Here is a 19,076-nt window from a genome sequence, read left to right on the forward strand (position 1 = left end):
TTTAAACGAATAGCGGTTTAACCTAATTAGACTCGCGATCGTTCCTAAAAGGCTGGGTAAGTAACTTATCCAGCCTCTGCTCGTTTTTAGCCGCAAATTCTGGAATGCCTATCTCCACCTTATCGTGTCCAAGCTCTGGCTGAGCGCGATAGGTGCCAAACCAGCGATCCCATACCGACAAAAAGAAACCAAAGTTGGAGTGTGTCTCCTTGGGTATTACCGAGTGATGAACGCGATGAAAATCCGGAGTCACCACGATTTTTCTTAGAGCTTTGTCTACGGGTGCAGGCAGCTTGGCATTGCTGTGATTAAACATCGCGCTCGCATTAAGAACAATCTCAAACACCAATGCTGCAACAGGTGGGATCCCAAGCGCCATCACTACGCCAATTTTGATCCACATCGATAGCACAATTTCAATGGGGTGGAAGCGAGCACCGGTGGTGACGTCTATATCTCTATCCGCGTGATGCATGCGGTGTAATCGCCAAAGTATGGGCAGTCGATGGAACACGACATGCTGAAAGTAGATAACGCCATCAAGCAAGATGACGCTGATTGGTACTACCAGCCATAAGGGCAAGGCAAGGTGGTTGAAAAGCCCCACTTGAAGTTGAGCCGCGCGCAAAGATGCTTCAATCGCTAAAAGGGGCATGGCAACCGCTAAGGTTAAAGAGTTAAACCCTACGAGCGCGAGATTGTTACTCCAACGTAATAAACGGCTGCGCGTTCGCGCCTTTCTTGGGACTGCCCACTCCCAGACAGCGCAGAGCACTAATACAGAAAGAAAGATCGCTAGGCGAATAGTGTCACTGTTTTCCATTGCTATTGAGTTTCCTTTTACTAACGCACGTTGGCAGAGTAGAATCCCGCCACCTTTTGTCAAAGTACCATGATTATGAGACGCCACGCCTTCCACGCCATGTATGACGAGCGACTTGCCGCAGCCACCAAACCATTCAACGCCCGCGGAGCAAAAGTTGAACGTTGTAAAACCTGCCAAATCGCCAAGCAATACTGTATCTGCGAACACCAACCCGTACCGAACCTTGATATTGCGGTCATGCTGTTGGTCTCTGATGCAGAGATCTTAAAACCAAGCAATACTGGGCGTTTAATACTTGATACGGTTGAGCAAGGCTATGCGTTTCCTTGGCATCGTACTGAGCCAAATGCAGACATGTTGGCGGTGTTAAATGATGAGACCTTACAGCCGATTATAATCTTTCCAGAAGATTATGTAGATGATAAAACGCGTGTTCTAGAAATGGGTGCGCAATCTGAGTTAAATACGACTTTATCTGAAGGTAAAAAGCCACTGTTTATCTTTTTGGACGGCAGTTGGCGAGAAGCACGAAGAATGTTTCGCAAATCGCCGTATTTGGACAGGTTCCCAGTTTGTTCTATCAAACCAGAAGCCGTGTCGAATTACGTAATGCGCAAGTCTGAGAATGAAGACCACCTAGCGACCGCAGAAGTGGCCAGTTTAGTATTTGAGCAATTTGGCGAAGAGAAAACCGCCAATACACTCGCTCTTTGGTTTGCTGCTTTTCGTGAAAGCTACATGTTAAGTAAGACTCGCTTCTCTCCTGATCTCACTCGTCCAGAGTTAAATAATTTCATAGCTCTAATAAAAAACGAGACGTTGCTCTAATAGTGTCCATTTAGGTGACGACTTGTTAGCCAAGCGGTGCAAGCAAAGGTATAAATTGGGGCTGCATCACGGTTTGAGGGGGTAGGGATATGGATAATGCCATCAGTTATTCTATTTTTTTCGCCTCAGATTGAGGTTTCAAGGAGAGTTTTCATGTATTACGGCTTTGACGTCGGCGGCACAAAAATTGAGTTTGGTGCTTTCAACGAAAAACTAGAACGTGTAGCCACTGAGCGCGTTCCAACACCAGTTGATGATTATCAAGTATTGGTCGATACGTTAGCGGGTTTAGTTGCGAAATACGACGCAGAGTTGGGTACAGAAGGGAAAGTGGGTCTCGGTCTTCCTGGTATGGAAGATGCGGACGACGGTACCGTACTGACAGTAAATATCGGCTGTGCGAAAGGTAAACCGTTACGTCACGACCTACAACAAAAAATTGGTCGTGAAGTGAAGTTAGAAAATGACGCAAACTGTTTTGCGCTTTCTGAAGCTTGGGATGATGAACTTAAAGATTCGCCTTCAGTGATGGGGTTGATCCTGGGTACTGGTTTTGGTGGCGGTTTGATTTACGAAGGAAAAGTATTCTCAGGTCGTAACAACGTTGCTGGTGAGTTAGGCCATATGCGCTTGCCTATTGATGCATGGTTCCATCTAGGAGAAAAAGCACCTCTTCTGGATTGCGGTTGCGGTAAAAAAGGTTGCTTGGACAATTACCTGTCAGGTCGTGGCTTTGAGCTTCTTTATGCTAATTATTATGGCGAGAGCAAGAAAGCGATTGATATTATTAAAGCGCGTGAAGCTGGTGATGCAGAGGCGACTGAATTTGTCGACATGTTCATGGAACTGTTAGCTATCTGCTTTGCGAACATCTTCACCGGAAATGATCCACATGTCGTGACACTTGGTGGTGGTCTGTCTAACTTCGATTTGATTTACGAAGAAATGCCTAAGCGCGTGCCAAAATATTTAATGTCTGTGGCTAAATGCCCTAAGATTGTGAAAGCGAAACACGGCGATTCAGGCGGCGTTCGCGGCGCAGCATTCTTGAACATTAAGTAATTACCATCGTTTTAAGTAAGGCGACCCAGTGGGTCGCCTTTTCTGTTTTTAGGTGGGAGTTGTCGTCAAAGCGAAAGTGATCTATCATTTGATACGTTAAGAGTATATCAAGTGGTGGTTTAAATGAGTGCTTCAACTAAATTCGTTCCTTCTCGTTCAAAGGCTAGCTTTTGGTCGCAGATTGGCGTGCCTCCAAGAGGGCGCAAACTCTATGAAGCGATTGAAGCAGGCTTCGACTTTGCAACCTACCAAAAGCTCGCGACAGCGACGGGGATAGAGAAAAAAGAGCTCGCTCGTATCACCAACATCAAAAGCGCAACACTGAGCCGCCGAGCGAAGGATGGTAAATTCTCTTCAGATGAAAGTGACAGGCTTTACCGATATGCCGAAGTCTACAATGCGTCACTGCGTTTGTTTGAGAACAATAAAATCAAAGCGTTTCAGTGGATGCACAACCCAGTGAAGGCATTAGGGTACATCGCGCCGAGCGACATGTTGAAAACCAGTGCTGAAACCGAAGAAGTACTAAGCGTAATTGGCCGCCTCGAGCATGGCGTTTTCAATTAATGCAGTTGTATCGAATTGTAAAGAGAAAATTCGCCACAAGCATAGAGCAAGTCTTTGATGGTGAGGGGGCGCGGCGCTATGGTGGGCGATGGAACTCGGCAGGCATGCGATGTGTGTATCTCGCAACGTCCGAGTCATTGGCCATTTTAGAAGTGCTGGTGCATCTCAACGATTCTGAGCTGCTCAATGACTATGAGTTGTATCGTATTGATGTGGACGATAATGCGATCATCGAACTTGACCAAAGCTATTTGCCGGATGATTGGCAAGAAGATCCGGTACCGGCGTCGACCGCACAAATTGGTGATGAATGGATAGGCAGTGACATAAGTCTTTTTCTTAAAATCCCTTCGACTATCGTACCGCGAGAGTTCAATTGCCTGCTAAATCTCGCTCATCCTGATTTTGACTTAGAGAAACTTAACGTCGTTAAGCTCAACTTTGAGCCGGATCCTCGTTTGCTTGGTTAAGATAATCAAGGTTAAACGACAGGGCTGTGAGCCGGAAGCACTAGCTTGATGGCGTTTGGCAGGACACTGAACTTGATGTGCTTTGATGTTAGCGGTTCGCCATCGAGATTTACTGGCATCACTGAATCAGAAATCCACTCCAATGTTTTCACTTGGTTTCGCTTTACAAACGTGCCACTAAACTCGGGTTGTTGGAGCAGCTCATCGACCACTGCGGGAATATCGCCTGGCGTAAACTCTTCCAATGACACTACGTCAAGCAGCCCATCATTGAGCATAGCGTTGGGTGACAAAGGTTGACCGCCGCCAGCCATTCTGCCGTTGCATACAGCGCCGACGACAACATGACTGTCTACTTCCTTGCCGTCATACAATACTCTGCCGCTAAAAGGTTGAAAATTAATCGCTTGAACAAGGCCTGCAAGGGTATAAGCACCGCCACCTAAGAAGTTCTTCAAAGCTACGGGTGTATTAGCGGTGACTTGAGCGCCAAATCCGGCCGTGGCGATATTGATAAAGTGTCTTTCATTAGCCGATGCCGCGTCGATAAACGTGGCTTGGCCGGTCAGTGCTAAATGCAGAGCATCATAAGGGGAGAGAGTTGGAATTTCGCAGGCTGTAGCAAAGTCATTAGCCGTACCGAGTGGTAGGACAGCTAACTCGATGTGAGAAAGTTTTTGTTTGAGCAGGGCATCGACCACTTCATTGATGGTGCCGTCACCACCGCCTGCGATGAGGCGTGTGACACCATTAGCACCGGCTTCTTGTACTAACCTTTCAATATCTCCGCCTTCCCACGTCACGCGAACCTCAAGTTGGTGCCCTTGTTCTCGAAGTTGATAGACGGCTTCTCGAATGTCTTCTTGAGCAGCTTTTTTACCGTTTAGTAGTAGGCGGATGGTCATGTTCTTTCCTTAAAACAGCGAGTTAGCACTGAGTGCAGCGATATTACGAAAAACTATAGCACAAATTTCTCAATCGCTTTTGCTACGCCGTCATCATCATTGCTGTCTGTGATGTAATCGGCAATCGCTTTGGTCGCTTCCATCGCATTCGCCATCGCGACACCTTTACCAGCAAACTTGATCATGTGATGGTCGTTTTCGGCATCACCAAAGCACATCGTTTGCTCATAAGGAATGCCCAGGTGATCGGCAACGACTTTAACCCCTTCACCTTTGTTGCTGAGTGGGTTTAAGAACTCTAAGAAGAATGGGGCGCTTTGAACGATGGTGTAATCATCGTGATACGACGCGTCAATCTTGGCAATGCCTTTAGTGAGTTTGCTCGGCTCGCCAACAATCATCGCTTTGATGATTTCATGGTCATCTTCTAAGCGTTCAAAGTCATAAACAGTGAAGTCGAGCTTATTGATTTCTGCTTCGTGGTCGGTGTATGGGTTAGCTTCTGTGGTAATCAATCCGATCTGCGTGCTGAACGCGTGACAGTGTAGCCCTAGTTCGTTTGCAAGACGTGCAATACGCTTAGCATCTTTGCCTGTTAGTGGCTGCTCGTGAAGCTTTTCACCACTTTTGACCTTTTCAACGTAGGTGCCGTTAAAGTGAATAACAAAGTCGTCTTGCTCTGTTAAACCTAATTCTACAAGTGCATCCTTCATACCGTTAAGTGGTCGGCCAGAAGCAAGAACGACCGTAACGCCTTTGGCTTTAGCAGCAGCGATGGCTTGTTTGGTACGAGGGGTGATGTTTTTGTCGGATGTGAGTAGGGTTCCATCCATATCGATAGCGATGAGTTTGTACACGTGACTTACCTAAAAAAGAAATAAAACAAAACCGCATCAGAATAGGGAAATTAGCCGCAGACTGCCAGTGATTTTGTCGTCCGGTTAATGTTGAATTTCTAGCGCGCATCCTTTAAGGTCTGCTCATCTTACATAAATGGCAAAATTTAATGAGCGGTAAACAATTCAAGATCAATGAGATGTTTGAAACCATTCAAGGAGAGGGCGTGTTCACTGGCGTTCCTGCGGTATTCATTCGTCTACAGATCTGTAATGTGGGTTGTGCGTGGTGTGATACCAAGCAGACCTGGGAAGCAAAGCAAGAAGATGAGCGCGCGTTCGGCGAAATCATCACTAAGCAAGGTGATAGCCCTACTTGGAGTGATGTCAGCGCAGATGAGGTCGTTGCTATGTATCAAGCCCAGGGCTTTACAGCGAAGCATATTGTCATTACTGGTGGTGAGCCTTGCGAATATGACTTAACGCCCCTTTGTGAGGCGTTTGAGGCTATCGATGCTCGTTGCCAAATCGAAACCAGCGGCACGTCAGAAGTGAGAGTCACTGAGAATACCTGGGTGACAGTGTCACCTAAGATCGCCATGAAAGGCAAACGCGAAGTGCTTACCTCAGCGCTAGAGCGAGCGAATGAAATTAAACATCCTGTGGCGACGGATAACAACATTGAACAGCTTGATGCGTTGCTTGACGGTGTGGCGTTAAAACCGGATGTGGTGATTGCGCTGCAGCCAATTAGCCAAAAGCCACGCGCGACAGAGCTTTGTATGAGCACGTGTATCGCGCGTAACTGGCGTTTGTCGGTACAAACGCATAAATACTTAAATATTGCATAACACCAAATATGGAGACGGTAATGAAGAAGGCAGTAGTAGTTTTTAGTGGTGGCCAAGACTCGACCACGTGTTTGGTGCAAGCATTAAAAGAGTATGATGAAGTACACGCAATCACGTTTGATTACGGTCAGAGACACAAGCTAGAAATCGAAGTCGCACAAGCTTTGACAGAAAAGCTTGGCGTAAAAGCACACAAAGTGATGGATGTAGGTCTTCTCAATGAACTGGCCATCAGCTCACTGACACGTGATGACATTCCTGTCTCTCATGAACTGCAAGAAAATGGCTTACCAAACTCGTTTGTTCCGGGTCGTAATATTCTTTTTCTAACCTTAGCTGGTATTTACGCTTATCAAATTGGCGCTTCAGCGGTTATCACGGGTGTGTGTGAAACCGACTTCTCTGGCTACCCAGATTGTCGCAATGACTTTATTAAGGCAATGAACAGTGCTTTGGTGCAGGGTATGGATAGAGAGCTGGATATCGTTACACCACTAATGTGGCTAGATAAAGCCGAAACATGGGCACTGGCAGACAAATATGATGCGCTAGAGCTTGTTCGTAACGAGACGCTGACCTGTTATAACGGCATCGTTGGTGATGGTTGTGGTGATTGCCCATCATGTGAGCTGCGAGCAAATGGCCTAAACCATTATCTCGATAATCAGCAAGCGGTGATGCAATCACTTAAAGAGAAATCAAACTAAAAAGAGGCGCATGATGCGCCTCTTTATTATCTACTACGTTTATTCAAAACGACAGTGGACTGATTAGTTAAGTTTTAGATATAGCTTAGCAACCTCTGAAGGCTCCATTTCCTTACCGTCTAGCTGAGCGTTCCAGTTCGTGCCGATCAATACGCCGTCTTCGTCCAATGTCAGTAGCCAATCTTCAACGAAGATATCAAGGGGGATGTGCAGTACTTCAAAATCCGCCCACTCTTCAACGTTGTGAGTTTTTGCGTCTTCCTCTGACGACCAGAAAGGCATTACTTCACTGTTTTCGAACTCGGTCGAATCACACGCCAACCAACCATCTTCGTTGCGAAGACCCCATACAAGTTGGGTTTTGCTTGTTTCTTCAATAAACAGCTTTAGGTTTTGTTCGATATCAGACGTTAATTTGCTCATTGTTATCTACTCATAGTAAGAACTGCTTACAAGACTAGCATGAGATCATTAATATCTAAATGAATTGGCAATAAAAAAGCGCTCTAGAAGAGCGCTTTATGTCTGATTGATGGAGAACTAGGCTACTTGCCGATTTTGGTGAATATCGTCCATTCAATTTTGACCTCACCCTTGTAGCCGACCACTGAAGCGACGACTTTACGATTCATTGCATGAGCAAATTCACTGTCGCCTAATTCTTCAGGTTGCGTATCGCCAAAACCAACGATAGTGAGTCTGCTTGGGTCGATACCATTGCTTATTATGGCCTGCCTTACGACATCGGCGCGGTTTTGTGAAAGCAGCATATTCTTGTCAGTATTGCCGACGATACTCGCGAAACCTTGAATTTCAATGCTGGTTTCTGGGTACTCTTTTAGGAAGTCCGCCATCTCACTGATTTGATCTTGGAACACCGGCTTGATGTAGGTTGAGTTGTTATCAAACAAGATACGCAATGCCAGTGTGTTTGAAACGTCGATGTACTCTTCACAGCCGTCGTTATCGAGTGCTGCGCCCTGCGGCGTAGTGATACATAGATCTCTTGCATTGATAACGCCGTCTCCGTCGTCATCAATTAAATCTGCTTTCTGATCTGCAACTGGTGTTGGAATATATTCGTACTTATCGTTTTCTTCGTTGGAGGCCACAGCGGTAAGTGGCAATACCATTAGCCCACAGATGAGCAGTTTTCTCTGTAGTTTCATGATTAATACTCCACTTTCTCATTCCATTCCGACGGCGTATCGACGCGCAGCGCATCAAGCAGGGCACCTGTTGCGTTCATGACTCGGTAGCGCGCGAATTGCTCAGCGTATTTGGCATCTAAATAGCCTTTTCGAGCTTCAAATAACTCGTTCTCGGTGTTCAGCACATCAAGTAGAGTACGCTTACCGATCTTGTATTGCTTTTGATAGGCAACCACGGTGTCAGATGCTGAATCCACGTGGTCGGATAAAAATTCACGTTGCTGAACGGTAAACTCGAGTCCCGTCCAAGACAGTCGCAGTCCTTCTTCAACCATACGATAGGTTCTGTCTCTGAAGTCTTTTGCCTTGTTAAGCTGGTATGCTGCCGATTCACTGCGGTCTGAATCCGAACCACCGTTATACAAGTTGTAGCGCATACGCAGCATGGCTCGGGTTTCGTTATCGGTACCTATGTTGCCGCCAGCATCATCGCGCCAGTTGTGGCCAGCATCGATATAGAAAGTAGGGTAGTTAACCCCTTTGGTTTGTTGGTATTGGAAACGCGCTGAGTCTACATCTACCTGAGAAATCTTGATAACAGGGTGTCTCTCCATTGCCGTTTTTAGAGCATTTTCGACTGAAAGTGGAATAGCTACCTCATCGGCTCTTGGGTATTTAAGCCCCAGAGGCGCTTGTCCTACAAGGCGTTTAAACTGAGTGTGAGTATCAAAAAGGTTGTTTTGAGCGGCTAGCAGATTACCGTGAGCCTTCGCGATACGAGCTTCAACCTGAGATAGATCAGCCGTAGAACCAATACCGGAATCAACGCGCTTCTTAATATCTGAGTAAATCTTTTTGTGAACGTCCAAATTCGCTTCAGACAGTGCAAGCACTTCGTAAGCTTTGGTTGAATCCAAATAGATTTGAGCGACTTCTAACGCGATATCTGAGGCATCAGCGAGGAGTTGATAGCGTACTGATTCGGCTTCTGCCGCAGTACGGTCAATGTCGTTTAGTGTTTCGTTACCGTCCCAGATGAGCTGAGTAAGAGAGATTCCAACTTCCTTTCTTGTGAGACTTTCGTTTCGAGGGATGGAGTTTTCTCTGTCAAAATCTGTTTTCTCGTAACCAATACCACCGTCTAAATCGACTTTTGGACGGTAGGCACCAACCGCGGCATCTGCATCGTATCGCTTACTGACATACTCATTGTACGCAGCTTTAATATCTGGGTTGGTTTTGAGCGTGTAAGCAACGGCCTGCTCAAGAGTTTGGCTACTAACAGGGAGGCTAAGAGCCATAAAACAAGCTGCTGCGGTCGTGGTAAGCTTATTCAAAGTCTTTCTCCTTGATCCTTTGCCTGTGAGGAGCTTTAGCATGAATTCATCGAGCTCAAGTATGTTTGGAAGTGTTCGCATCTTTGCTTCACTCAGTAGTTTGGGAATAAATTCAGCCAAGTCAAAATGTTACCCACTGTAGTACTAACTATAGCGAGAGCTAGGTGCTTTTCAATGTCGATTTGTCTAGATTATGTATCTAATGTAAGACTGGCGCCTATTTCATCGCATCAACAGTGATCTACCCGTACATATTATTGAAAATAGTAAAGAAATTGGCTAATGCAATTAAAACAATGAAAAGGTTTCTTGTTTTTGAGACAGCAGAAACAAAAAAGCCAACCTAAGTTAGGTTGGCTGGGAGAGAAATAGAGTTGAATCTAGCGTTTGGCTGCTATAGCACTTTACAAGCGAAGCCCTTAAGGTAGAAACCTTCTGGATAAGCGGTGTCGATTGGGTGATCTGCTGCTTGCTCAAAGCGTTCAACAAACTTCACTGAGCGATTTGCATCTAGTGCTGCATCAGCAATGATTTTTTGGAACAGATTACCATCCATAAGGCCTGAGCAAGAATAGGTGAGTAATGTTCCGCCAGGTTTAAGGATTTGCATCGCGAGCATGTTAATGTCTTTGTAACCGCGGCAAGCACCATTGAGCTGCGCTTTTGACTCGGCAAACTTTGGCGGATCCATAATGACAACATCAAACTTGGTGCCTTGGTCACGATACTCGCGCAATAGTTTGAACACATCAGCATTTAGGAATACGGCTTTTTTCTTTTCAGTAAAGCCATTGAGTTCAGCGTTGTGTTTTGCTGTATCCAGTGCCAATTGAGATACATCGGCGTTGATAACTCGTTTAGCGCCACCTTTAAGTGCGTAAAGGCCGAATCCACCTGTGTAGCTAAAGCAGTTGAGTACTTCTTTGTTCTTCACATACTTCTGTGTTTGAAAGCGACTGTCACGTTGGTCAAGATAGAAGCCAGTTTTATGACCGTTGATGATGTCGACACTAATTTTCACGCCGTTCTCTTCAATAACAACCGGTTCATCTGGTGATTGACCAAATAGTACGCCAGTGCGCTCTTCCAAGCCTTCTTTCTTTCTCACCGATACATCAGAGCGCTCATAGATAGAGCAATTCGGGAAGCAGTGGTTCAACGCTTTAACGAGAGTTTCTTTCTGGTGTTCTGCACCAGCACTGAGTAATTGGCAAACGAGAAAGTCGCCATAACGGTCAATGGTTACACCTGGCAAACCATCAGATTCAGCGGCAATTAAGCGATAGCCTGTAAGACCGTCACGCTCAATGATGTCTTCGCGCAGCAATTGTGCTTGCTGGATACGCTCAATGAAGAAGTCCACATCGATGTTTTGCTTGGTGAAGCTCCATACACGCGCACGAATTTGAGAGTTTGGAGAGTAGGCGGCTTTTGCCAACCACTCACCGTTGTGCGCATACACGTCAACTGTCTCGCCAAGTTCTGGAGTGCCATCGACACTAGAGATGCCTCTGGAGAAAACCCAAGGGTGTTTGCGTCGGAGTGATTTTTCACGGCCTTTTACAAGGTGGATAGCTGATGCCATGGTATGCCTTACGATGTTGAAACGAAGAAAAGGTGGGGTATTTTGTGTGAAGTTTCAAATAAATGCAAATTGGCTTGATGAGTTAAAACGTCAATACCTCATTCTGAACTAAAATCAGCATAGCACGCGATGGATCTAGGAGAGTAATTATGACGCAGTATTGTCAGAAGTTGATTGTCACCGGCATGGTTCAAGGTGTCGGTTTTCGTTATCACACCTGCCATGAAGGATTAAAACTAGGGCTAACCGGTTATGCTAAAAATCTCCACGATGGTTCGGTAGAGGTGGTGGCTTGCGGAGACGAATCGAAGGTTGAGGCGCTGTGTGAGTGGCTGTTAAAAGGCCCTAGGACGGCGAGCGTAGACTCGGTAACCAGAGAGCCTTGTGAGCAAACAAAAACCTACACTGGCTTTGTCATCATGTAGTCATAGCGCTGCTATGTCATTAAATAGAAGGCTTGATTACAAGCATTTTGCCGGTTTAGGAAGGCCGGCAAGTTTGGTTGCTTGTTTTGCTGGGCCTTTCTTGAACAGTTTAAATAGGTATTTACTGTTACCTTTTTCCGGGCCATGTGCTTTTTCCATGGCTTTGACCAACATTCTTACTGCTGGAGAGGTATTAAACTCTTCATAGAACTCGCGAACAAATAGAACCACTTCTAAGTGAGCGTCTGTCACTTCAATGCCTTCTTGCTCTGCCAAAATAGTGATCATACCTTGCTCCCAATCTTGATGATTGAGTAGGTAGCCTTCTGCATCGGTATCGATGGTTTTTCCGTTGTATTCAAACATGATTTGCAATCTAGTTGAGGATCATCGACGCAAGGTTAGCTTAGGTTTATCTTGTTTATCAAGTGCTGTGTGATGTTTAGGTTTTCTATTCCGTTTTGATTTTCTAGCGTTCATAGGCAAACAAAAAGCCCGAGACATTGTCTCGGGCTTCATACAATCTATGTAACTTACGAACTAGGATTAATCGTTGTTCATAATGCCCAGGATAGACAATAGGCTGATAAATAGGTTGTAGATAGATACATACAAGCTAACCGTTGCAGAGATGTAGTTTGTTTCACCACCACGTACGATTTGCTGAGTTGTCAGCAAAATTACGCCAGTAGAGAACAGAACAAACATGCCGCTCATTGCTAGGTGAATCATTGGCATTTGTAGGAAGATGTTCGCGACCATACCGATCAGAAGAACAACAAAACCAGCCATTAGTACACCGCCTAGGAACGACAAATCACGCTTAGTCGTTAGTGCGTAAGCAGAAGCGCCTAAGAACGCTAGAGCAGTACCACCCAGTGCTGTAACGATAACATCACCCATACCAGCGCCAACGTAGGCATTTAGGATAGGGCCTGTCGTATAACCGAGGAAACCAGTGAACAAGAACGTGAATACTAGACCCATGCTGTTGTTACGGTTCTTCTCAGTCAAGAATAGTAGACCGTAGAAACCAACCAACATTAGGATTAGACCTGGACGAGGTAGGTTCATTGCCATAGAGAATGCTGCAACGACCGCAGACCAAAGTAGCGTCATAGAGAGCAGCGCGTAAGTATTTCGCAATACTTTGTTTGTTTGCAGTACACTCGCTTGAGCAGAACTGCGAGATACCATAGGATCGTTCATAATCTTCCTCATAGATGATTGACTTATGTTTATATGACTATTTATGGGGTTGATTGTTCAAAAGATCAAGTCCCGCAGCAAAAGTCAGTGAACAAAATCATAATAAAAATAACTGCTTAAGGATATAATAAGATGTAACACAATATTTCCAGTGTACATCAATAACCTACAAAGAAAAAGGCGACACATTGGTCGCCTTTTTTACATTGGTGCTGATTAGTGGTGCAGAATCTGACTAAGGAAGTTCTGCGTGCGATCTGATTGAGGGTTTTCAAAGAAATCAACGGGGTTGTTTTCTTCGATAATTTCCCCAGCATCCATAAAGATAACGCGATCCGCGACTTCTTTCGCAAAGCCCATCTCATGCGTTACACACAACATAGTCATGCCTTCTTCTGCCAATTCCACCATTACATCCAGTACTTCACGAACCATTTCTGGGTCGAGTGCAGAAGTGGGTTCATCAAACAGCATTACCTGAGGGTTCATGCATAGAGAACGTGCGATAGCCACACGTTGCTGCTGGCCACCTGAAAGCTGACCCGGATACTTGTCCGCTTGATCTGGGATCTTAACGCGCTCAAGATACTTCATTGCAATCGCTTCAGCTTCCTCTTTAGGCATTTTTTTCACCCAAATTGGAGCTAAAGTACAGTTCTCTAGCACTGTTAGGTGAGGGAAGAGGTTAAAGTGTTGAAAACACATACCTACTTCGCGACGAACTGCTTCAATGTTTTTCAGATCTTCAGTGAGCTCAGTGCCAGAAACGTAAATGTGACCAGCTTGGTGCTCTTCTAGACGGTTGATACAGCGAATCATAGTTGATTTACCTGAGCCAGATGGGCCACAGATAACGATTTTTTCGCCTTTTTTAACGTCTAAATTGATGTTTTTTAGTACGTGAAACTCGCCGTACCACTTATTCATGTCCTTTAGTTGGATCATGTAGTCTTCTTGTTGCGTCATAATACGTCCTCGAATTTCCGTTTATCGTTTGTGACCGGTATGCAGTTTGTTCTCAAGCCATATCGAGTATCTCGACATGCCAAAACAGAACACCCAGAACACTAACGCGACAAATACATAACTTTCCGTAGCAAAACCTAACCACTCAGGGTCGGTGTTCGCAGCTTGTCCGATACCAAGTACATCGAACATGCCGATGATGAGTACCAGACTGGTATCTTTAAAGAGACCAATAAAGGTGTTTACGATCGATGGAATAGTGATTTTCAGCGCTTGAGGCAGCACAATCAGTCCCATCTTTTTCCAATAACTTAACCCGAGTGCATCTGCGGCTTCGTATTGCCCTTTAGGAATCGCTTGTAGACCACCACGAATTACCTCGGCCATGTAGGCGGCACTAAACATTACCACACCGATGAGTGCACGAATTAGCTTATCTGTCTCTACACCTTCAGAAAAGAAGAGTGGTAGCATAACCGATGCCATAAATAACACAGTGATAAGCGGTACACCACGCCATACCTCAATGTAGACTGTACATATGCTTCGAATAATTGGCATTTCAGAGCGGCGACCCAAGGCCAGCGCAACACCAATTGGCAGCGATACGATAATACCCACCAAAGCGATAATAAGCGTAACGAGTAGACCACCCCAACGGTGCGTATCAACGACTTCTAGTCCAAACACGCCACCATAAAGCAGTGCAGCAGCAATGAATGGATAGATGTTGACAAAGAACAACCAAATCCAAAGGCGCTTAGGTGTGCGTTCGTAGGCGAGTAGGGCAACGAATATCGCTAACGTTGCGTAAAATAGACGTGGCCTCCACAGTTCAGCCTGCGGATAGAAACCATACATGAACTGTTCCCAGCGCACGCTAATAAATACCCAACATGCCCCTTCACGAGAACAAGCATCACGCGTTGTGCCCACCCAGTCGGCTTTAAGAATTGCCCAGTCGAACACATACCAAAGTAGTGATAGAGCAAAGTATCCTAAAACGACCGTCAATACTGAGTTAGCTGGACTATTAAATAAGTTTTTACGAAGCCAACCTACAACACCTACAGTGTTTGCTGGTGGCGGGAGATCGGGTTGAAATTGATGCTGACTCATATTATCTCTCCACCAAAGCAACTTTCTTGTTGTAAACGTTCATCAGTGCAGACGTGAGCAAGCTTAGAGCTAGGTAGACACCCATCGTCATTGCAATAACTTCGATAGCCTGACCCACCTGGTTAAGCGTGGTACCGGCGAATACCGAAACCAAATCGGGATAACCGATTGCCATAGCAAGCGACGAGTTTTTCGTCAGATTCAAATATTGGCTGGTGAGTGGTGGAATGATGATACGCATAGCTTGAGGGATAACGACAAGCTTAAGCGTTCTTGAACGTGGCAGCCCAAGTGACATCGCAGCTTCAGTTTGACCATGGTTAACTGCATTAATACCGGAACGGACAATTTCAGCGATAAACGAGGCGGTATAAATACTCAGCGCCAAGGTTAATGCTGCAAGTTCTGGGATAATGCTAATACCACCGCGGAAGTTGAAGCCTTTCAATACTGGGTACTCAGCCGTGATAGGCATACCCATAATAAAAAACACAACCGTTGGAATACCAACGATAAGACCAAGGGCAATTCGACCCATAGGGGTTTGTTGACCGGTGAGCTTTTGGCGGTTGTTCGCCCAAATATTGATAATAATTGTCGCAACAATACCAATAATAAACGCTCCGATCACAACGCCACTGCCTTCACCAAATACTGGGGCAGGGAAGTAAAGACCGCGAACGTTCAAGAAGATCGCTTCGCCTAAACTCATACTTTGACGAGCAGAAGGCAGAGCTTGAAGTACCGCGAAATACCAAAAGAAAATTTGCAGCAAAAGAGGTATGTTACGGAAAATCTCGATATAGACTGCAGCAAAACGGCTAACGAGCCAGTTTGATGACAATCTCGCGATACCCATGACAAAACCGAGAATGGTTGCAAACACAATGCCCAGTACAGAAACCAGAGCCGTGTTTAAAAGTCCCACGTAGAAGGTGCGCCCGTAAGAGAACGTTTCGTCGTACTCAATCAGCGTCAGACCAATACCAAACCCTGCTTCTTGGCTTAAGAAATCAAAGCCTGTAGCGATGCCACGAGCAGCAAGGTTATCCAGTGCATTGGTAACGATGGTGTAGAAGAAAAATACCAGAGCGAGTACGGCTAAGACCTGGAATACAACGGAGCGAAAGGTGGGGTTGTATAGTAGATTTGCGCTTTTCGCAGGTTTATCCTGCGCTGCGACTTGAGTCGTAGTAGGTTTCATACAGCTTTAACCTCAAATCCTTTGAAAAAGGGCGGTAAAACCGCCCTTATTGGAGCATGAAAACGCGATTAGCGAATTGGTGGCGCGTACATGAAGCCGCCAGCATTCCATAGCGCGTTTACGCCACGAGAGATTTGCAGAGGAGAGCCTTCACCTACTGTACGCTCAAAGCTTTCACCGTAGTTACCTACTTGTTTGATAACTTGGTAACCCCAATCGTCAGCAATGCCTAGACCTTTACCTTTAGGACCGTCTACACCAAGGATACGCTTGATGTTTGGATCGGTAGATTTAAGCATTTCGTCAGCATTCTTTGAAGTAATGCCGTATTCTTCAGCGTTCACCATTGCAGCTAAAGTCCACTTAGCGATGTTGAACCACTGGTCATCACCTTGACGTACTACAGGGCCTAGAGGCTCTTTAGAGATGATTTCTGGTAGTACTTCCGCTGAGCTTGGATCTGCAAGGTTTAGACGAAGCGCGTAAAGACCAGATTGGTCTGTGGTAAGAACGTCACAGCGACCTGAGTCGAAACCTTTTGAAGTTTGTGCTGCCGTATCGAATACAACTGGCTTATACTCCATACCGTTGTTACGGAAGTAATCGGCTAGGTTAAGCTCCGTTGTTGTACCAGATTGAACACATACAGATGCTCCATCCAGTTCTTTAGCACTTGTTAGGCCAAGTTCTTTTTTGACCATAAAGCCCTGACCATCGTAGTAGTTAACACCAACGAAGTTCAGACCTAAAGCTGAGTCACGGTGTAGAGTCCAAGTTGTGTTACGAGACAAAACGTCAATTTCACCTGATTGGAGAGCTGTAAAGCGTTCTTTTGCTGTTAATGGAACGTATTTAACTTTGGATTTGTCGCCCAGTACTGCTGCAGCTAACGCTTGACAGTATTCTACGTCAATACCTTCCCACTCACCTTTTGAGTTAGGGTTAGAGAAGCCTGGAAGACCAGTACTAACGCCACAAGTTAAAACGCCAGCTTTAGTGACTTTGTCCAGAGTTGAGTCTGCAGCCATTGCTGAAGTACTCATCATCGCAGCAGAAGCCGCCACTAAAGAAGCAATAAGAGTGAGTTTCTTTGCCATTGTGTATCCTTCCTGTTATTTCCGTGTAAGTCAGGTCCAGCCTGAATACCATGTGCTAATTATTGTTGTGTTTCGGTAGAGGCTGTTGTTTTTGAACCGAATTGGTGCAAGTTGTCACAGCCGTTTAAAGCGTAGATAATGAACTGTGAATACTCAAATTATTAATTTAAATGGTTTTTTGAGTAGTCACTCAACGCCAAACAATTGTTAGAATGGCTAAGTGTGATGACTTTGTAAATAGTGCAACTAATCACTAAAAAAGTGAATTAGAGAGTGGTGTGTTAAAGTTTCGTTAAAACAAAATAAAATAAATACCATTTTGTTAGTTGTTTGTATTTTCATCTATAAAATGCATTAAATTTGGTTGGAAATAGTTTTGTGATCAATATCTCGGTGACAATTTTGCACCATTTTGGTGATCATGAATGAATAGTTATATCGTTTAGAAAAGGAAAATTATGCGTTACTTTCCACTGTTTATGGACTTACTAGAAAGGCCCGTCTTGGTTGTTGGGGGCGGTGAAGTCGCTTGTCGAAAAGTCGAAACTCTTGTTCGAGCCGGAGCTAGTGTTACGGTTGTCTCACCTAAAGTTGAACCTTATCTTAGGGAGCTGAGCGAGAGTGGAAAGTGTGTTTGGATCCCACGTTTTTATGAACAAGAGTTGATGCGGGATGAGTTTGTTCAAGTATGGGCAACGACAGACAACCCTGAGCTGAATCATAGAGTGCATAAAGATGCGAAAAATGCCGGTATTTTAGTCAATGTAGTGGACGACACACCTTACTGTGACTTTATAACACCATCGATTATTAACCGCGGAAGAGTCCAAATTGCCATCTCCAGTGGTGGCTCTTCACCGGTCTTGATCCGAGGTATAAGAGAAAAGTTAGAAGCCGTTTTACCAATGAATACTGCTCAGTTAGCGGATTTTGCCGCCAGTAAACGAAGTGATATCAAGCGCCATTTTGCGACGGTAGATGAGAGAAGAAAGTTTTGGGAGCTATTTTTCAAGCAGCCGCTTGTTATCAACTGTAAAGATAATCAAGAGCTTGAAAAAGCCTATCAATCGCTAATTCACGCTGATGCCGAATTTACTGATTCTTGCACTTGGATTGAATTTGGTGAAGATCCCGAACTGCTACCGATCAAAGCGATGCGAATTATGCAGGAAGCGGAAATTGTATTTTATGACAAGCAGTGTCCGTTTGGCTTTGTAGACTTAGTAAGGCGAGATGCAGAGCGAATTGCGTTCGATGATGTTACTCAGGTCTCTTCCGACATTATGACAAGAAAAGCGGACAAACAACGTATTGTAGTGTTTGTAGAGCCGCACTCGTCTTCTTATAAGTTGCTAAAAGAAGGAGATGAAGTGATTGAGTTGGCGAAGGTAAAATAAAAGGGCGATACGCCCTTTTATTTTATACAGATTAAGCGGAAAGAGTTCACTTAGTCTCTGAAGTTATTGAACTGAAACGGTTGGCCAAGCTCGCCGTTCTTAACCAGTTGCATAGTAGCTTGTAAGTCGTCGCGTTTTTTACCCGTTACTCGAACTTTGTCACCCTGGATTGACACTTGTACTTTGATTTTTGAATCCTTAACAAGCTTGACGATTTTCTTCGCAATTGGAGTCTCGATGCCTTGTTTGAACAACACGGTCTGGTTCCATAGCTTGCCAGATTGTTCTGCAGTTTGGGATTCCATTGCGTTTACATCAACACCACGTTTCGTTAGGTTGCCACGTAAAATGTCACGCATTTGCTTAAGTTGAAAGTCACCCTCACAAGAGAGTTTGACGGTCTCATCATTTAAAGCGAATGTTGCTTCAACATTGCGAAAATCAAATCGAGTAGAGATCTCACGGTTCGCATTGTCTACGGCGTTGCGCAGCTCTACGGTATCGATTTCAGAAACGATATCAAAAGATGGCATG

General features: G+C 45.0%; 22 protein-coding genes. 8 read left to right on the forward strand and 14 right to left on the reverse strand.

Annotated elements, in window-relative coordinates:
- Positions 1-22 precede the first annotated feature (22 nt).
- Entirely contained in the window at positions 23-823 is an 801-nt protein-coding gene (locus L4C42_RS02850) for a sterol desaturase family protein (protein ID WP_429759250.1), read from the reverse strand.
- A 69-nt stretch (positions 824-892) separates the two neighbouring features.
- Between L4C42_RS02850 and L4C42_RS02855 the strand changes: the two genes are divergently transcribed.
- From L4C42_RS02855 to L4C42_RS02870, 4 genes are all read left to right on the forward strand, one after another.
- Positions 893-1,654: a tRNA-uridine aminocarboxypropyltransferase gene (locus tag L4C42_RS02855; RefSeq protein ID WP_353496128.1), complete on the forward strand. Its 762-nt coding sequence runs from the start codon at positions 893-895 to the stop codon at positions 1,652-1,654.
- A gap of 153 nt (positions 1,655-1,807) precedes the next feature.
- Entirely contained in the window at positions 1,808-2,716 is a 909-nt protein-coding gene (nagK, locus tag L4C42_RS02860; RefSeq protein ID WP_353496129.1) for an N-acetylglucosamine kinase, read from the forward strand.
- A 123-nt stretch (positions 2,717-2,839) separates the two neighbouring features.
- On the forward strand, positions 2,840-3,283 hold the full coding sequence (locus L4C42_RS02865) for an Xre family toxin-antitoxin system antitoxin (RefSeq protein WP_353496130.1): 444 nt from the start codon (positions 2,840-2,842) through the stop codon (positions 3,281-3,283).
- Positions 3,283-3,753, forward strand: a complete 471-nt coding sequence (locus tag L4C42_RS02870) for an RES family NAD+ phosphorylase (RefSeq protein ID WP_429759253.1) — start codon at positions 3,283-3,285, stop codon at positions 3,751-3,753. Before L4C42_RS02865 ends, L4C42_RS02870 begins: the two co-directional genes overlap by 1 nt.
- Positions 3,754-3,764: 11 nt before the next feature.
- Here L4C42_RS02870 and yegS read toward each other — a convergent pair whose 3' ends face one another.
- Both yegS and yidA read right to left on the reverse strand, forming a co-directional pair.
- Positions 3,765-4,658: a lipid kinase YegS gene (gene yegS / locus L4C42_RS02875; RefSeq protein ID WP_353496132.1), complete on the reverse strand. Its 894-nt coding sequence runs from the start codon at positions 4,656-4,658 to the stop codon at positions 3,765-3,767.
- A 53-nt stretch (positions 4,659-4,711) separates the two neighbouring features.
- On the reverse strand, positions 4,712-5,515 hold the full coding sequence (gene yidA / locus L4C42_RS02880) for a sugar-phosphatase (RefSeq protein ID WP_353496133.1): 804 nt from the start codon (positions 5,513-5,515) through the stop codon (positions 4,712-4,714).
- A gap of 149 nt (positions 5,516-5,664) precedes the next feature.
- Here yidA and queE point away from each other — a divergent pair, with 149 nt between their 5' ends.
- Positions 5,665-6,345, forward strand: a complete 681-nt coding sequence (queE, locus tag L4C42_RS02885) for a 7-carboxy-7-deazaguanine synthase QueE (RefSeq protein WP_353496134.1) — start codon at positions 5,665-5,667, stop codon at positions 6,343-6,345.
- A 20-nt stretch (positions 6,346-6,365) separates the two neighbouring features.
- The gene (gene queC, locus L4C42_RS02890; RefSeq protein ID WP_353496135.1) at positions 6,366-7,052 is read left to right on the forward strand and encodes a 7-cyano-7-deazaguanine synthase QueC; all 687 of its coding nucleotides are present in this window, start codon (positions 6,366-6,368) and stop codon (positions 7,050-7,052) included.
- Positions 7,053-7,115: 63 nt separating this feature from the next.
- Here the strand turns inward: queC and L4C42_RS02895 are convergent, their stop codons facing one another.
- The 4 genes from L4C42_RS02895 to L4C42_RS02910 all read right to left on the reverse strand — a co-directional run bounded on the left by L4C42_RS02895 (position 7,116) and on the right by L4C42_RS02910 (position 11,125).
- Positions 7,116-7,475, reverse strand: a complete 360-nt coding sequence (locus tag L4C42_RS02895) for a DUF2750 domain-containing protein (protein ID WP_353496136.1) — start codon at positions 7,473-7,475, stop codon at positions 7,116-7,118.
- A gap of 122 nt (positions 7,476-7,597) precedes the next feature.
- Positions 7,598-8,221 carry an OmpA family protein gene (locus tag L4C42_RS02900; RefSeq protein ID WP_353496137.1) on the reverse strand — a complete coding sequence of 208 codons (624 nt, stop codon included), beginning with the start codon at positions 8,219-8,221 and terminating at the stop codon, positions 7,598-7,600.
- A gap of 2 nt (positions 8,222-8,223) precedes the next feature.
- Positions 8,224-9,504: a TolC family outer membrane protein gene (locus tag L4C42_RS02905; protein ID WP_353498690.1), complete on the reverse strand. Its 1,281-nt coding sequence runs from the start codon at positions 9,502-9,504 to the stop codon at positions 8,224-8,226.
- Positions 9,505-9,934: 430 nt separating this feature from the next.
- Positions 9,935-11,125 (reverse strand): class I SAM-dependent methyltransferase, encoded by a 1,191-nt coding sequence (locus tag L4C42_RS02910; protein WP_353496138.1) that lies wholly within the window; start codon positions 11,123-11,125, stop codon positions 9,935-9,937.
- Positions 11,126-11,274: 149 nt separating this feature from the next.
- Between L4C42_RS02910 and yccX the strand changes: the two genes are divergently transcribed.
- Positions 11,275-11,550, forward strand: coding sequence for an acylphosphatase (gene yccX, locus L4C42_RS02915; RefSeq protein WP_353496139.1), 276 nt, complete (start codon positions 11,275-11,277; stop codon positions 11,548-11,550).
- A 36-nt stretch (positions 11,551-11,586) separates the two neighbouring features.
- Here the strand turns inward: yccX and L4C42_RS02920 are convergent, their stop codons facing one another.
- From L4C42_RS02920 to L4C42_RS02945, 6 genes are all read right to left on the reverse strand, one after another.
- Positions 11,587-11,916, reverse strand: a complete 330-nt coding sequence (locus L4C42_RS02920) for a TusE/DsrC/DsvC family sulfur relay protein (protein WP_338164353.1) — start codon at positions 11,914-11,916, stop codon at positions 11,587-11,589.
- Positions 11,917-12,096: 180 nt separating this feature from the next.
- Complete coding sequence (locus L4C42_RS02925) at positions 12,097-12,759, reverse strand: Bax inhibitor-1/YccA family protein (RefSeq protein ID WP_112461762.1); 663 nt, start codon at positions 12,757-12,759, stop codon at positions 12,097-12,099.
- A gap of 216 nt (positions 12,760-12,975) precedes the next feature.
- Positions 12,976-13,725 (reverse strand): amino acid ABC transporter ATP-binding protein, encoded by a 750-nt coding sequence (locus L4C42_RS02930; protein ID WP_042498733.1) that lies wholly within the window; start codon positions 13,723-13,725, stop codon positions 12,976-12,978.
- 21 nt (positions 13,726-13,746) lie between these two features.
- Complete coding sequence (locus tag L4C42_RS02935) at positions 13,747-14,844, reverse strand: amino acid ABC transporter permease (protein ID WP_353496140.1); 1,098 nt, start codon at positions 14,842-14,844, stop codon at positions 13,747-13,749.
- Between the two features lies 1 nt (position 14,845).
- Positions 14,846-16,048, reverse strand: coding sequence for an amino acid ABC transporter permease (locus L4C42_RS02940; RefSeq protein ID WP_429759257.1), 1,203 nt, complete (start codon positions 16,046-16,048; stop codon positions 14,846-14,848).
- 68 nt (positions 16,049-16,116) lie between these two features.
- Complete coding sequence (locus L4C42_RS02945; protein ID WP_429759259.1) at positions 16,117-17,145, reverse strand: amino acid ABC transporter substrate-binding protein; 1,029 nt, start codon at positions 17,143-17,145, stop codon at positions 16,117-16,119.
- Positions 17,146-17,603: 458 nt separating this feature from the next.
- On the opposite strand from L4C42_RS02945, the gene L4C42_RS02950 reads away from it, so the two are divergent.
- The gene (locus L4C42_RS02950; protein WP_353496143.1) at positions 17,604-18,542 is read left to right on the forward strand and encodes a siroheme synthase; all 939 of its coding nucleotides are present in this window, start codon (positions 17,604-17,606) and stop codon (positions 18,540-18,542) included.
- Between the two features lie 50 nt (positions 18,543-18,592).
- On the opposite strand, the gene L4C42_RS02955 is transcribed toward L4C42_RS02950, so the two are convergent.
- Positions 18,593-19,075 (reverse strand): YajQ family cyclic di-GMP-binding protein, encoded by a 483-nt coding sequence (locus L4C42_RS02955; protein ID WP_353496144.1) that lies wholly within the window; start codon positions 19,073-19,075, stop codon positions 18,593-18,595.
- Between the last annotated feature and the right edge of the window lies 1 nt (position 19,076).

It is taken from the genome of Vibrio wakamikoensis, assembly GCF_050337275.1.
In the GTDB taxonomy this organism is placed as follows: domain Bacteria; phylum Pseudomonadota; class Gammaproteobacteria; order Enterobacterales; family Vibrionaceae; genus Vibrio; species Vibrio chaetopteri.